The sequence below is a fragment of the Enterobacter sp. FW301-JW81 genome (assembly GCF_058788735.1).
In genome coordinates, this window is the sequence record NZ_JBYTBA010000001.1 from 121,489 (window position 1) to 135,456 (window position 13,968).

Consider the following 13,968-nt stretch of genomic DNA (forward strand, 5'->3'; position numbering starts at 1 on the left):
ATAAAAAAGTGAACCCCCGCAGGGCGGGGGTTCAAGTGTAACCCGTCAGGTCGGGGTTAGTCACGTATCCAGCCTTTGCGGATCGGGATAGCGAAAATGGCGCGATAGAGGGTAGAGAGCCCGCGGTAGAGCGCTTCACCGAAGAGACTCCACAGAATCGCCGCGCTCACGCAGCCAATCAGCCCCACCAGGAAACCGCCCACCATATCCAGCGGCCAGTGGACGCCCAGGTAAACGCGAGACCAGGCGATGGCCACGGCGACCATCATCAGCACCGCACCTGACCACAGGCGATGCCAGAACAGGAAGGCCAGCGCGAAGGTAAAGATCACCGTACCGTGATCGCTCGGGAAAGAGTCATCCGGCGCATGGTGCAGGAAGGTATAGCCGACGTGATCGACGAAAGGACGATCGTGCGGGAAGGCGTGACCCAGAATGTAGCTCAGCAGTACGCTAACTCCGAGCGCCATCGCCACTTTGATCACCAGCTGGCGCTGCGCTTTCACCTGGCTACGGGGACCCCACAGCCAGAGGATGGCTGCCAGCACAGGCACGATGCTGATCAGATCTTTCGCCAGAAAGGTGGCAAAGTCGATTGTCCACTCGGGCGAGGCCGGCGTGGCGTTGATCAGATAAAACAGCTGATAATTCAGACTCTCTAACATAGCGTTATCACTCTTTAGCAAACCGGGTGGAAATAAGGCCATAGACCACCACCTGGGAAAACCAGACCCACCACCCAGCCCACAGGTTGTGAGAGAAAAAATGTGCCCCGCGCATGACCTGGCCGTAACCCATCGCCAGACCTAACACCACGCCCAGCGCGACGAAGCACCAGGCAAGACGCGGACGCTCTCGCCAGAAGGCAAAAAACAGCCCCATCACCATAAAGCCGCTGGAGGCATGACCGCCGGGGAAACAGCGCCCCGGACCGCTGTCCGCAGGGACGGAACTGAACAGGGGATAAGACATAGCTTTCCCGCCATATTCCACCAGATCCCACGGGCAGCTGTGATGGCTCACACTTTTCAATATGCCCACCACCAGCGCGCCAACGCCCATCAGTAGCGCCGCGGTGACCAGCCTTGCGTTGCGCTTGTATGCACCGTAAAACAGCGCCACGGCACCCAAGGCGATGGCGACGTATTTCGCCAGGCGATGGTTCAGCAGATCCAGCAGGTGGTCTTTCTGCAGCGGGAAGCTCTGCGTCGCCGCGTCGTACCAAAAGCCGGTTATCCATCTGTCGAGCGCTTCATCACGCGATAGCCACGTAAACACCACGGCAAGCGCTATCAGCACGAAAAGCTGATAACCATAAAAGCGGGACGGTAAGCGGTAAAGTCGTTTTGTCTTATTTGTCTGTAAGTTAGACAATTCTGAACGGCTGGAGGTGAGTGCCATAATTTGGGGTCGTTGACGAGTAATCGGGGTATCATAAATTTGTCAACTTAAGGAAACCTTAAACGAAGACGATATGTGCTTTATTTCTGTTTATCCTCGATAATCCACTATCTCGGGCTGCGGCATTTCATTACACTCGTCGCGATTTTGTCATTATAAAGAGATTGCATGTTAAACCGTTCTTCTTCTGGTTCACGTCTGGGTCGTCAGGCGTTGCTTTTCCCTCTGTGTCTGGTGCTCTACGAATTCTCTACCTATATCGGCAACGATATGATCCAGCCCGGTATGCTGACCGTTGTGGCGCAGTACAACGCGGGAATCGAGTGGGTACCGACCTCCATGACCGCCTATCTGGCAGGCGGTATGTTTTTGCAGTGGCTGTTAGGCCCGCTGTCGGATCGTATTGGCCGTCGTCCGGTGATGCTGACGGGCGTGGTGTGGTTCATCGTGACCTGTCTCGCCACGCTGCTGGCGCAAAACATTGAACAATTTACCCTGCTGCGTTTCCTGCAGGGGGTCAGCCTGTGCTTTATCGGTGCCGTGGGGTATGCCGCCATTCAGGAGTCGTTTGAAGAGGCGGTGTGTATCAAAATCACCGCGCTGATGGCGAACGTGGCGCTGATCGCTCCGCTGCTGGGGCCGCTGGTGGGCGCCGCGTGGGTGCACGTTGCGCCCTGGGAAGGGATGTTCGTGCTTTTTGCGGTTCTCGCCGCTATCGCCTACTTTGGCCTGCACCGCGCGATGCCGGAAACGGCCACCCGCATCGGCGAGAAACTCTCGCTGAAAGAGCTGGGTCGGGATTACAAAGAAGTGCTAAAGAATGGCCGCTTTGTGGCGGGGGCGCTGGCGACAGGGTTCGTTAGCCTGCCGCTGCTGGCATGGATTGCCCAGTCACCGGTCATTATCATCAGCGGTGAAAAGCTCAGCAGCTACGAGTACGGCCTGCTGCAGGTGCCTATTTTTGGCGCGCTGATTATCGGTAACCTGGTGCTGGCGCGTCTGACGTCACGCCGCACCGTGCGTTCTCTGATTATCATGGGCGGCTGGCCGATTGCGGCAGGGCTGATTCTGGCCGCGGTGGCGACCGTTGCGTCATCTCACGCCTATCTGTGGATGACGGCGGGGCTTAGCCTCTACGCCTTCGGGATCGGCGTGGCGAACGCCGGGCTGGTGCGCCTGACGTTGTTTGCCAGCGAGATGAGTAAAGGCACGGTCTCAGCGGCGATGGGGATGCTGCAGATGCTGATTTTTACCGTCGGTATTGAAGTGAGCAAGCATGCCTACGCGATGGGCGGCAACGGTCTGTTCAGCCTGTTTAACCTCGCCAACGGGGCGCTGTGGGTTGGCCTGATGGTGGTGTTCCTGAAAGACAAACGCGTCGGAAACGCCCTGCAACCTTGATCTGTTTATCCCCTCTCCCGTGGGCGAGCTCGGGACAGTCCCCTCTCCCTGTGGGAGAGGGTTAGGGTGAGGGCACCAGACCGCACATTGTCAGTTAAACGGCGCCTCCCCGTTCAACACCTTCTCAATCACGTTTAAAACGCCTTCGTCGTTATTGTGCGGCGCTTCAAAACGCGCCACCGCTTTAATATGCGGTCTGGCATTCGCCATCGCAAAGCTGAACCCGGACTGGTGCAGCATCTCCACGTCGTTACCGCTGTCGCCGAAGGCCACCACTTCGCTGTCGTCTATGCCCCAGCGCTGTTGCAGGATCCGCAGGCCGTTGGCTTTATGCACGCCGGGGATGATCAGATCGATACTGCCGTGACCGGTCGTGACGGGCACCATGATGTCACTGAGCTTGTCGTGAAGAAGCGCCTGAATACGCGGAATTTCATCGTCAGACACGTTGAGCCCGAACTTAAAGAAAATATCGTTCAGGTTGTCGAAGTCGCTGACCATTTCGAGGCGGTGGTAGTACTTCGCCGCCATATCCTTAAAGCCCTCGTCATAGCATTTCAGCGTGTATGCGCTGCTTTTTCCGCAGGCGATGATCTCAATCCCCGGCACGTCGCTTAACACATTCGCGACGGTGTCGAAGTGGGCTTTCGAGAGTTCACCGTTAAAGACGTCTTCACCTTCGCTCACGACCCAGCCGCCGTTTTCGGCGACGAACGCGATTTCATGCGCAATCTCCGGGAAAAAGGAGATGAGCTGGTAGTACTGGTTGCCGCTGGCAACCACGAAGCGAATGCCTTGCGCCTTCATGCGGGCGTACTGCGCCAGAAAGCGGGGGCGATTGTAGGTCTTGGCATCGCTCAGAAAAGTGCCATCCATGTCGACGGCGATCAGTTTAACGCTCATATCCCTTCTCCAGTGTCGTTTGATTCGTTTCCGGCTTTGCCACCGCGCGCGCCACCAGCGCCGCAATGATGACCAACCCTAATACCACCAGCATGGCGCTACGCAGCCCGTAGTGCTCGCCGAGGAAGCCGAGCAGCGGCGGTCCGACCAGGAAGGCGAGATAGCCCGTGGTCGCCACCACGCTGACGCGCGTTGGGGCATCCGGGCCGGTGTCGCTGGCGGCCGAAATGGTCAGCGGGAAGCCGAGCGACGCGCCCAGCCCCCAGAGGATCACCGAGACGCCGGCAATCCAGTCCACATCCACAAAGATGATCATCGCGATGCCCAAGCCGCCGAGCAGAGCGCTGGCGCGCACTACCGCAACGCGGCTGTAGCGGTCGATAAACCAGCCGCCGGTGAAGCGTCCGACGGTCATCCCCAGCGTAAACCCGGCGTAAATCAGCGAGCCGGAGGTCGGGCTAAAGCCGTGACCGTCCACCATCAGCAGCGGCAGCCAGTCGTTGGCGGACCCTTCTGCGAACGCCATCGCCAGCACCACCACGCCGATCAGCATCAGCTGGAAATCACGGTAGAAGGGCAGCCCTTTTTCGACCGAATGCTGTTCGTCAGCGGAGTTTTTGCCGGTACCGTCCGGGATGGCCCGGATGCCGGTCAGAATCGGAACGATGCACACCAGCGCCGCCAGCAGGATATGCAGGTTGGCGCTCACGCCAGAGGCCGTCAGCGCCATGCCCACGCCGGCACCGGCCAGCGTGCCGAGGCTATAAAAGCCGTGCATCATTGGCAGCACGGTTTTGTTCATCTCGCGCTCGACCGCCGCCCCTTCAACGTTGATGGCAACTTCCGCCGAGCCGAAGCTGCCGCCAAATACCGTCAGCCCCAGGGCAAACAGAACCGGCGACGCACACCACAGCGCGGCGCTCAGCACGATCATCCCGACCACCGCGAAGCACATGGTGGTGCGGATCACCGCCCGCGTACCGAAGCGCTTCACCAGCCACGCGGAGCAGAGGATGCCGCTCATCGAGCCTATCGACAGCCCGAACAGCACGATGCCCATCTCAGCGGTAGAGACGGACAAAATATCGCGAATGGCGGGCGTACGCGTGGCCCAGGAGGCCATCAGCAGGCCGGGAATAAAGAAGAACATAAACAGCGCCCACAGGCGTAGCTGCAGGGCTTTACGGGGAGAGGTCAGCGTCATTGGGGTAGCACCAGAAGTACAACAATAGCGACAACACTAGCAAGTTTGTGTACATTTGTACACAAACCACGTGAGGAATTTATGAGCAGACCACCGAACGATCCGCATCGCCGGGAGAAGATCCTGCAGGCAACGCTCGATACCATTGCCGAGCACGGGATTCACGCCGTCACGCACCGTAAAATCGCCACCTGCGCGGGCGTGCCGCTGGGATCGATGACCTACTATTTCGACGGCATGGAACCGCTGCTGGAGGAGGCCTTCACGTGGTTTACCCGGCAGATGTCGCAGCAGTATCGGGATTTCTTTGCCGGCGTTAACGGGCCGGAAATGGCGTGCGAATCCATCACCACGCTGATCCACAGCTCGCAGGTGACGACGCCGCACAACATGGCGCTGATGTATCAGCTTTACGCCTTTATGCACCGCAGCGCGGCGCTTAAAACGGTGATGCAGGACTGGATGAAGATGAGCCAGACCACGCTGGAGCAGTGGTTCGACCCGGTCACCACCCGTGCGCTGGACGCGTTTATCGAAGGGATGACGCTGCACTACGTCACCGACCGGGCGCCCTTAACCCGCGAAGAGATCCGGGCGATGGTGGGGAGGATTGCGGGCGAGGGCTAGGTTGCACCCGCGGTCATATTGACGGTGGTTCCCGTCATGGCGCCTGCCGCATCTGACGCCAGAAACGCAATGGTGTCTGCCACCTGCGCCAGCGTCGGCAGGCGATGATTCAGGGTGCTTTGCGCGGCACCGCCAAGAAACTGCTCGACCGTGATGCCCATCGCCTGCGCCTTGGCGGTGAAAATGGCACCCACATACGAACCCGCCTGCACCGCGTCGGCTATTGCGTGCGAACGCACGCAGAGTACGCGAATATTTTGTGCCCCCAGCTCAGCCGCGAGCGCCCGGGTCAAGGCTTCCGTTCCCGCGCAGCCAACGATATGCCCGAGGTGGCCCGCCATCGTCATGTTTGCGGCGGGGGCGACGACGGTAATTATGGTCCCGGCATGCTCGCCGCCCATGCGGGGCGATACGGCTTTCGCAATGTTGAAATATGCTGCCAGGAAAGGGTCGAAACCCTGTCTGAACTCGTCGAGCGTTAACGCCTGCAGGCGTTTGCCCTGATCGTGCATAAAGCCCGTGGCGTTGACGACGATATCAATGTGGGCAAGGTCGGGGAGCTGTGCGGAGGCATTGAGCACATCGAAAACAAACGTGCTGGCAGACCCGCCGTCGGCGCGAATGCTGTCGGCGACCGGCTCGAGCCTGGCGTGGCTGCGCGCGGCGAGGTAGACATCCGCTCCCTCGCACGCAAGCGCGTGCGCCGCTGCGCTGCCAATAGCGCCGCTGCCGCCGAAGATGACGGCGGTTTTGTTTTTAAGTCCCATACCTGCATCCCCTCACCAGACCTAACCTTCAACAGTATGTGCCGGGTTTCGGCTGATGCAACCCGGCCAGTGGGCGGGATATGCCGCGGGCAAGCCTTACTGTGCCATTATCAATAGCTTACTTTTGAGAGATTTTTTTCCCGCTGGCGTCCACCACGGCTTCGCCATCCTCTTTCGTAAACGCCCCTTTTTGCGCGTCCGGCAGGATGTCGAGGACGACTTCAGACGGACGGCACAGGCGCGTGCCCAGCGGCGTTACCACGATCGGACGGTTAATCAGGATCGGGTGCTGAAGCATAAAACCGATAAGCTGGTCGTCGGTGAACGTATCTTCAGCCAGGCCGAGCTGTTCAAAGGGCTCCACGTTTTTACGCAGCAGATCCCGCACTGAAATCCCCATCTCAGCAATCAGTGTGGTCAGCTTATCGCGCGACGGCGGGTTTTCCAGATAAAGAACGATCTCTGGCTCCGTACCGCTGTTGCGGATCATCTCCAGCGTGTTGCGCGAGGTGCCGCAGGCCGGGTTGTGGTAAATGGTGATGTGGCTCATATCAGTGGCTCATTACAGTGTGAAGGAAAGACGGAGCGCCAGCGCGGCGAGCGTCGCAAACAGGACCGGCAGCGTCATCATGATGCCCGTCCGGAAATAGTAGCCCCAGGTAATCGTCATGTTTTTCTGCGCCAGCACGTGGAGCCAGAGCAGGGTGGCGAGGCTGCCGATGGGCGTGATTTTCGGCCCCAGATCGCAGCCAATAACGTTGGCGTAAATCATCGCTTCCTTTATCAATCCCGAAGCCGTGCTGCCATCAATGGAGAGCGCGCCAATCAGCACCGTGGGCATATTGTTCATTATGGATGACAGGAACGCGGTGATGAACCCGGTACCCAGCGTGGTGGCCCACAGCCCGTGTCCGGACAGGCTATCCAGTACGCCTGAGAGATACTCCGTCAGCCCGGCATTGCGCAGGCCGTACACCACCAGATACATCCCCAGCGAGAAGATAACGATCTGCCACGGAGCGCCGCGCAGCACTTTTCCGGTGTTAATCGCATGTCCGCGTTTTGCGACAGCGAATAAAATCAGCGCGCCAGCTGTTGCGATGGCGCTGACCGGAATGCCGAGAGGTTCAAGCACGAAGAAGCCGACGAGAAGAAGCAGCAGCACGATCCAGCCCATTCTGAACGTCGGGTGGTCGTGAATGGCCCGAGCGGGCTCACGGAGTTTTGCCAGGTCATATTCCGGGGGGATTTCCTTGCGAAAGAACAGATGCAGCATCACCAGCGTTGCGGCAATCGCGGCGACATCAACCGGGATCATCACCGAGGCGTATTCGCTGAACCCCAGCTTAAAGAAGTCTGCCGATACGATGTTGACCAGGTTCGATACAATCAGCGGCAGGCTGGCGGTATCGGCGATAAAGCCTGCCGCCATCACAAACGCCAGCGTGGCCTGCTTGCTGAACCCCAGCGCCAGCAGCATGGCGATAACGATAGGGGTCAGGATTAGCGCCGCGCCGTCATTGGCAAACAGCGCCGCCACGGCTGCGCCCAGCAGCACGATGTAAGTAAACAGCAATCGCCCCCGACCGTTCCCCCAGCGGGCGACGTGCAGCGCTGCCCACTCGAAAAAACCGGACTCATCCAGCAGCAGGCTGATGATGATGACGGCAATGAACGTTGCCGTGGCGTTCCAGACGATATTCCACACCACAGGTATATCGTTAATGTGAATCACGCCGCTGGCCAGCGCCAGCGCGGCACCGATGCTGGCGCTCCAGCCGATACTGAGCCCTTTGGGCTGCCAGATGACCAGTACCAGCGTAAACAGAAAAATAGCCCCTGCCAGAAACATCTTCTACTCCATTATATCTGTTTTAGTGAATGTGTTTTTCCTGGCACGATCCCGGAAGTCGGTTTTTCAGCTTCAGGCGCGTCTCTTCCCGCAGGCAGTTCCAGCCGGTGTCGATAACGGTAGCCGCCCACGCAGGCATGTTGGGAGAGAGACGGTAATGGACCCATTTGCCCTCGCGACGATCGATAACCAGCCCGGATTCGCGCAACAGCGCCATATGGCGGGAGACTTTCGGCTGAGATTCGGCGGTGGCGGAGCAGAGATCGCAGACGCACAGCTCACCGGCTTCGCGGAGCAGCATGACGATGGCGAGCCGCGTTTCGTCGGAGAGGGTTTTGAAGAGCTGGAGTGGGTGGAGCATGGAGTTTCCTGCAGGCGTGATTTTTATATATGTTTAATCATATATGTTTTAGTGGCAAGAGAGAAGGTGAAATTTGAGGGCGGGGAATTTCAGGCAACAAAAAACCCATCAACCTTGAACCAAAACGGCGGGGTTGATGGGCTCCACAAATTGGGGACATCAAAGAAAAGCAGTGGCACTAGTTATGACTGCCCCCTGATAAAAAAGTTCTGCGCGTAACGAAAATTTTTTCAACCACGCGCAAACTTAGGAGTTATCCGAGTCCAGGCCAGATGATGATGATCAGCGTACCCGCCAGCGTGAGCAGTACGTTCGCGATGGCGTAGGTTCCCGCATACCCCAGCGCCGGGATGTTGCTGCGCGCGGTGTCGCTGATGATTTCCATGGCCGGTGCACAGGTACGCGCCCCCATCATCGCCCCGAAGAGCAGGGCGCGGTTCATGCGCAGCACGTAGGCGCCGAACAGGAAGCAAATAACGACCGGCACCAGGCTGACGATAAGTCCGGAAACCAACATTTGCCAGCCGACGGCACCGAGGCTGTGGCCGATGCCGCTGCCGGCGCTTAAGCCAACTCCCGCCATAAAGACCATCAGACCGAACTCTTTCACCATGTTCAGCGCGCCCTGCGGAATGTAGCCGAAGGTTGGGTGGTTCGCTCGCAGGAAACCCAGCATGATCCCGGCGAAAAGCAGCCCGGCGGCGTTACCGATGCCGAAGCTAAAGTTGCTGAACTGGAAGGTGATCATCCCGATCATCAGGCCAACAATAAAGAAGGCGCAGAAGGCCAGCAGGTCGGTAACCTGGCTGTGAATGGAGATAAAGCCGATGCGGTCGGCAACGGTTTTCACGCGTCGGGCGTCGCCGCTGACCTGGAGCACGTCGCCTTTATTGAGTACGACGTTGTCGTCGATCGGCATTTCAATCTGGCTGCGGATCACGCGGTTGAGGAAGCAGCCGTGGTCGGTCAGCTTCAGCTGCGCCAGGCGACGGCCAACGGCGTTATGGTTTTTCACCACGATCTCTTCGGTGACGATGCGCATGTCGAGCAGGTCGCGGTCGAACACCTCTTTGCCGTTACGGAAGCTCGGGTCGAGACGGGCGTGGGCGTCCGGGTAACCGACCAGCGCAATGTCGTCGCCCATCTGCAGCACCGCGTCGCCGTCCGGATTCGCCAGAATGCCGTTGCGGCGGATACGTTCGATGTAGCAGCCCGTCTGGCGATAAATCCCCAGCTCGCGCAGGTTTTTGCCGTCTGCCCATGCCACCAGCTCCGGTCCGACGCGGTAGGCGCGGATCACCGGGAGATAGACTTTACGTTTGGAATCGGTATCCAGACCGCGCTCGCGGGCGATTTGCTGGGCGCTGGTCTGCAGATCCTGGTGCTGCAGTTTTGGCAGGTAGCGCGCGCCGACAATCAGGCTCACCAGACCAATCAGATAGGTCAGGGCATAGCCCAGGCTCAGGTGGTCGAGGGCGGTAGAGAGCTGCGCGCCGGCCATGCCGGAATGGCGCAGGGTATCACCGGCACCCACGAGTACGGGGGTAGAGGTCATGGAGCCTGCCAGCATACCTGCCGTTAACCCGATATCCCAGCCAAACAGTTTGCCCAGCCCTAAGGCGATCAGCAGCGCGCTGCCGACCATCACCAGCGCCAGCATCAGATAATTTTTGCCGTCGCGGAAGAAAATTGAAAAAAAGTTAGGTCCCGCTTCCACGCCAACGCAAAAAATAAACAGCATAAAACCTAAGTTGAGCGCGTCCGTGTTAATGCTGAAGTGCTGCTGGCCTAATAATAAGGAGACGACTAAAACGCCAATGGAATTACCAAGTTGAACTGAACCCAGGCGCAATTTACCCAGGCAAAGACCCAGCGCCAGTACCACAAATAATAACAGGATGTAATTCCCATTTAACAAGTCTGCGACGTTTATATTCACGGAGGCTAACTTCTTGTTTACCAGTAAGTTGTTGAATGAAAGGACTTTTTGGGCTACTGTTTTCTGGGTCAGGGAAAGGCGTTAACGCTCCCTGTTTCCTGCTTTATTCCCTAAAACATTAGCTGGCGTGTAGTTTAATCGCATTAGCTACTGACAGCTACCTATTATCGCATCACCCTGTGCGTGCTTTGGCAAGGATTGCCGCATTGCTTTATCTGACTGGGCGTCTACCCGACGAATGTGTATTTGATAGAGATAAGTCAGGAGGATAGTTTGAACATTAAACGAAACTGGGCGGGGGTGATCAGCTGCTTTTTGCTGTTCACGGTCGTATGCATGTCGCTCGCTTTTAACGTGAAAGGGGCATTCAGGGCTTCGGGCCATCCGGAGCTGGGGTTGCTCTTTTTCACGCTGCCGGGCGCCGCGGCCAGTTTTCTCTCCCGTAAAGGGGAGGTGGTGAAACCGCTTCTTGGTGCCATGCTGGCCGCACCGCTGTGCCTGCTGCTGATGCGCTTGCTGTATATATCAACGCGGAGTTTCTGGCAGGAGCTGGCGTGGTTGATGAGCGCCGTGTTCTGGTGCGCCCTTGGCGCGCTCTGTTACTTATTTGTGCGCAGCCTGATTCGACACCGACGGCACCCCAAATAAAAACGCCCTCAGGGTGAGGGCGTCTTCGCATTACTGAGCGGCAAACAGCCCCAGATGCTCTTTGGCGTAAGCTTCAAAATCAGTGCAACCGCCGATGTGTTTCTGATCGAGGAAGATCTGCGGTACGGTTTCAACCGGCTTGCCGACGGTTTTTTCGAGATCCGCTTTGGTGATGCCTTCCGCGTGGATATCCACGTAGCGGAAGTTGAAGTCATCGCGCTCTTCAGTCAGTTTCTCAGCCAGCTCTTTCGCGCGCACACAGTAAGGGCACCCTGGACGACCAAAAATTACTGCAAACATTTCTCTCTCCTCAAAAAACAAGCCTGACGGCGAATAAGACATATAGTGCCCGATAACCTGTCGCCATTAAAGAAGGTTTCGCCTGTCGCTTTGATACAGTAAGGCTATGTTTCGCCAATTACACCGCGCAAATCATTGCCTATACTGGCTGCCATACGGTTTAAGCACGACAAAGAGAGACAAGATGACGCCAACCATAGACCTGCTCACATCCCACCGTTCCATTCGCCATTTCACCGATGAGCCGATAACCGAGGCGCAGCGTGCCGCGATTATTGACAGCGCAAGGGCGACCTCCAGCTCCAGCTTCCTGCAGTGCAGCTCGATTATCCGCATTACCGACCCGGCCATGCGCGAGCAGCTGGTCACGCTGACCGGCGGTCAAAAGCACGTGGCCCAGGCCGCGGAGTTCTGGGTGTTCTGCGCCGACTTTAACCGCCACCTGCAGATTTGTCCTGAGGCCGAACTGGGTCTGGCCGAACAGCTGCTGCTGGGCGTGGTGGATACCGCGCTGATGGCGCAAAACGCCTTTACGGCGGCGGAGTCGCTGGGGTTAGGCGGCGTTTATATCGGCGGCCTGCGTAACAACATTGAAAGCGTCACCGAGCTGCTGAAGCTGCCAAAACATGTGCTGCCGCTGTTTGGCCTGTGCCTCGGCTGGCCGGCGGATAACCCGGATCTGAAGCCGCGCATTCCTGCCGCCATGCTGGTGCATGAAAACCACTACCAGCCGGTTGACCAGGAGGTTCTGAATCACTATGACGAAGAGCTGGCGAACTACTACATGACGCGCGGCAGCAATAACCGTCGCGATACCTGGACCGACCATATTCGCCGCACCATCATTAAAGAAAATCGCCCGTTTATTCTCGATTATCTGCACAAACAGGGTTGGGCGACGCGATAGTCCATTTATCCTGCGCCTGCCTGCGTATATGATACGCAGGCTTTTTCCATGTCTTTAGCGAGGTGCAGGGTGAAAATTGCCATATTGTCCCGGGATGGAACGCTCTATTCATGTAAGCGCCTGCGAGAAGCGGCGGCGAAACGCGGGCATCAGGTTGAGATCCTCGACCCGATGTCCTGCTATATGAACATCGACCCGGCCGCCTCGTCGATCCACTACAAAGGCCGCAAGCTGCCGTACTTTGATGCAGTGATCCCCCGCATCGGCTCGCAGATAACCTATTACGGCACCGCCGCGCTGCGCCAGTTTGAAATGCTGGGCAGCTATCCGCTCAATGAATCCGTCGCCATTTCCCGCGCCCGCGACAAGCTGCGTTCGCTGCAGCTGCTCGCCCGCCAGGGGATCGATCTCCCCGTCACGGGGATTGCCCATTCGCCAGACGACACCAGCGATCTCATCGACATGGTGGGCGGGGCACCGTTAGTGATCAAACTGGTAGAAGGCACGCAGGGCATTGGCGTGGTGCTGGCGGAAACGCGGCAGGCGGCGGAAAGCGTGATTGATGCCTTCCGGGGGCTGAACGCCCACATTCTGGTGCAGGAGTACATCGAAGAGGCTAAAGGATGCGACATTCGCTGCTTCGTGGTCGGTAACGAAGTGGTGGCGGCCATTGAGCGCCAGGCAAAAGAGGGCGACTTCCGCTCTAACCTTCACCGCGGCGGCGTGGCGCGGGTAGCCGATATCAGCGACCGGGAACGGGAGATTGCCGTGAAAGCGGCGCAAACGCTGGGGCTGGACGTGGCGGGCGTAGACCTTCTGCGGGCGGCGCGCGGGCCGCTGGTCATGGAGGTGAATGCTTCTCCGGGGCTGGAAGGCGTGGAAAAAACCACCGGGGTCGATATTGCAGGTAAAATGATCGCATGGATCGAGCGCCACGCCACGCCGGGATACTGTCTTAAAACGGGTGGTTAAATGGATTACAGCGCACTTTTTAAGTACCCTATGCAAAGTTTTTACTAGAGAGGCTGCACAGCGATGGATTTACAGGTCGTACCAACACTGGATACGTTACGTCAATGGCTCGATGATGCCGGTATTACGTTCTTTGAATGTGATTCCTGCCAGGCGCTGCATTTGCCTCATATGCAAAATTTCGACGGTATTTTTGATGCCAAAATCGATCTCATTAACGACGTGATCCTTTTCTCCGCGCTGGCCGAAGTGAAGCCGTCGGCGCTGCTGGCGCTGGCCTCCGACCTGTCAGCGATCAACGCCAGTTCTTTGACGGTGAAAGCATTTCTCGACATACAGGATGATAATCTGCCAAAACTGGTCGTTTGCCAGTCTTTATTCTCCGGGGCAGGGCTGTCGTTCAAGCAGTTCGCCTGGTTTATGCGCTTGAGCGAAGAGCAAATTTCGATGGTCATGATGGAAGCCAACGCGCATCATCTGCTGTATAGCGCGGAAGATGATGCAGAGAATAATGATGCATCTCCCAATTTTCTTCACTAAGCCTGTCTGACTTTTGCGCAGTCGCTGCCATAGCGGCTGCAGAAGGCCATTTTTTCTGCTGCTTTTAACCTTTCTTTAAAGAATTTTTCACCTCCCTGAAGGCCGTTTCGGCTTATCACGTAGACATAACCTGCATAAAAAATTGA

General features: G+C 57.6%; 16 protein-coding genes. 6 read left to right on the forward strand and 10 right to left on the reverse strand.

The window, feature by feature from the left end; translation table 11 throughout:
- Positions 1 to 56: 56 nt before the first annotated feature.
- Both ybjG and AC3WOK_RS00545 read right to left on the reverse strand, forming a co-directional pair.
- Positions 57 to 665, reverse strand: coding sequence for an undecaprenyl-diphosphate phosphatase (ybjG, locus tag AC3WOK_RS00540; RefSeq protein ID WP_063955621.1), 609 nt, complete (start codon positions 663 to 665; stop codon positions 57 to 59).
- Between the two features lie 7 nt (positions 666 to 672).
- Positions 673 to 1,401 carry a phosphatase PAP2 family protein gene (locus tag AC3WOK_RS00545; RefSeq protein ID WP_063431145.1) on the reverse strand — a complete coding sequence of 243 codons (729 nt, stop codon included), beginning with the start codon at positions 1,399 to 1,401 and terminating at the stop codon, positions 673 to 675.
- A 168-nt stretch (positions 1,402 to 1,569) separates the two neighbouring features.
- Between AC3WOK_RS00545 and AC3WOK_RS00550 the strand changes: the two genes are divergently transcribed.
- On the forward strand, positions 1,570 to 2,802 hold the full coding sequence (locus tag AC3WOK_RS00550) for an MFS transporter (protein ID WP_047346977.1): 1,233 nt from the start codon (positions 1,570 to 1,572) through the stop codon (positions 2,800 to 2,802).
- 90 nt (positions 2,803 to 2,892) lie between these two features.
- Here AC3WOK_RS00550 and AC3WOK_RS00555 read toward each other — a convergent pair whose 3' ends face one another.
- Positions 2,893 to 3,705 (reverse strand): Cof-type HAD-IIB family hydrolase, encoded by an 813-nt coding sequence (locus tag AC3WOK_RS00555; protein WP_492353746.1) that lies wholly within the window; start codon positions 3,703 to 3,705, stop codon positions 2,893 to 2,895.
- Positions 3,695 to 4,909: an MFS transporter gene (locus tag AC3WOK_RS00560; RefSeq protein ID WP_492353747.1), complete on the reverse strand. Its 1,215-nt coding sequence runs from the start codon at positions 4,907 to 4,909 to the stop codon at positions 3,695 to 3,697. The genes AC3WOK_RS00555 and AC3WOK_RS00560 overlap by 11 nt, the downstream gene beginning before the upstream one ends.
- Positions 4,910 to 4,990: 81 nt before the next feature.
- Here AC3WOK_RS00560 and AC3WOK_RS00565 point away from each other — a divergent pair, with 81 nt between their 5' ends.
- The gene (locus AC3WOK_RS00565) at positions 4,991 to 5,536 is read left to right on the forward strand and encodes a TetR/AcrR family transcriptional regulator (protein ID WP_059310687.1); all 546 of its coding nucleotides are present in this window, start codon (positions 4,991 to 4,993) and stop codon (positions 5,534 to 5,536) included.
- On the opposite strand, the gene AC3WOK_RS00570 is transcribed toward AC3WOK_RS00565, so the two are convergent.
- The 5 genes from AC3WOK_RS00570 to AC3WOK_RS00590 all read right to left on the reverse strand — a co-directional run bounded on the left by AC3WOK_RS00570 (position 5,533) and on the right by AC3WOK_RS00590 (position 10,455).
- Positions 5,533 to 6,303 carry an SDR family NAD(P)-dependent oxidoreductase gene (locus tag AC3WOK_RS00570; RefSeq protein ID WP_492353748.1) on the reverse strand — a complete coding sequence of 257 codons (771 nt, stop codon included), beginning with the start codon at positions 6,301 to 6,303 and terminating at the stop codon, positions 5,533 to 5,535. The genes AC3WOK_RS00565 and AC3WOK_RS00570 overlap by 4 nt on opposite strands.
- Before the next feature lie 118 nt (positions 6,304 to 6,421).
- Positions 6,422 to 6,853 (reverse strand): glutaredoxin-dependent arsenate reductase, encoded by a 432-nt coding sequence (gene arsC, locus AC3WOK_RS00575; RefSeq protein ID WP_059310685.1) that lies wholly within the window; start codon positions 6,851 to 6,853, stop codon positions 6,422 to 6,424.
- A 12-nt stretch (positions 6,854 to 6,865) separates the two neighbouring features.
- Positions 6,866 to 8,155, reverse strand: a complete 1,290-nt coding sequence (locus tag AC3WOK_RS00580; RefSeq protein WP_492353749.1) for an arsenic transporter — start codon at positions 8,153 to 8,155, stop codon at positions 6,866 to 6,868.
- Between the two features lie 22 nt (positions 8,156 to 8,177).
- Positions 8,178 to 8,516: a metalloregulator ArsR/SmtB family transcription factor gene (locus AC3WOK_RS00585; protein WP_063431130.1), complete on the reverse strand. Its 339-nt coding sequence runs from the start codon at positions 8,514 to 8,516 to the stop codon at positions 8,178 to 8,180.
- Between the two features lie 253 nt (positions 8,517 to 8,769).
- The gene (locus AC3WOK_RS00590; protein WP_014169303.1) at positions 8,770 to 10,455 is read right to left on the reverse strand and encodes an aspartate:alanine antiporter; all 1,686 of its coding nucleotides are present in this window, start codon (positions 10,453 to 10,455) and stop codon (positions 8,770 to 8,772) included.
- Between the two features lie 273 nt (positions 10,456 to 10,728).
- Here AC3WOK_RS00590 and AC3WOK_RS00595 point away from each other — a divergent pair, with 273 nt between their 5' ends.
- Positions 10,729 to 11,103 (forward strand): inner membrane protein YbjM, encoded by a 375-nt coding sequence (locus AC3WOK_RS00595; RefSeq protein ID WP_059310682.1) that lies wholly within the window; start codon positions 10,729 to 10,731, stop codon positions 11,101 to 11,103.
- 30 nt (positions 11,104 to 11,133) lie between these two features.
- On the opposite strand, the gene AC3WOK_RS00600 is transcribed toward AC3WOK_RS00595, so the two are convergent.
- A complete protein-coding gene (locus AC3WOK_RS00600) occupies positions 11,134 to 11,403 on the reverse strand; it encodes a GrxA family glutaredoxin (protein WP_006809455.1) in 270 nt (89 codons plus the stop codon).
- Between the two features lie 184 nt (positions 11,404 to 11,587).
- Between AC3WOK_RS00600 and nfsA the strand changes: the two genes are divergently transcribed.
- The 3 genes from nfsA (at position 11,588) to AC3WOK_RS00615 (ending at position 13,822) form a co-directional block, all read left to right on the forward strand.
- Positions 11,588 to 12,310, forward strand: a complete 723-nt coding sequence (gene nfsA, locus AC3WOK_RS00605; protein ID WP_059310681.1) for a nitroreductase NfsA — start codon at positions 11,588 to 11,590, stop codon at positions 12,308 to 12,310.
- A gap of 69 nt (positions 12,311 to 12,379) precedes the next feature.
- Positions 12,380 to 13,282, forward strand: coding sequence for a 30S ribosomal protein S6--L-glutamate ligase (gene rimK / locus AC3WOK_RS00610; RefSeq protein ID WP_059310680.1), 903 nt, complete (start codon positions 12,380 to 12,382; stop codon positions 13,280 to 13,282).
- 63 nt (positions 13,283 to 13,345) lie between these two features.
- Positions 13,346 to 13,822, forward strand: coding sequence for a YbjN domain-containing protein (locus AC3WOK_RS00615; protein WP_003858385.1), 477 nt, complete (start codon positions 13,346 to 13,348; stop codon positions 13,820 to 13,822).
- The last annotated feature ends 146 nt before the right edge of the window (positions 13,823 to 13,968 follow it).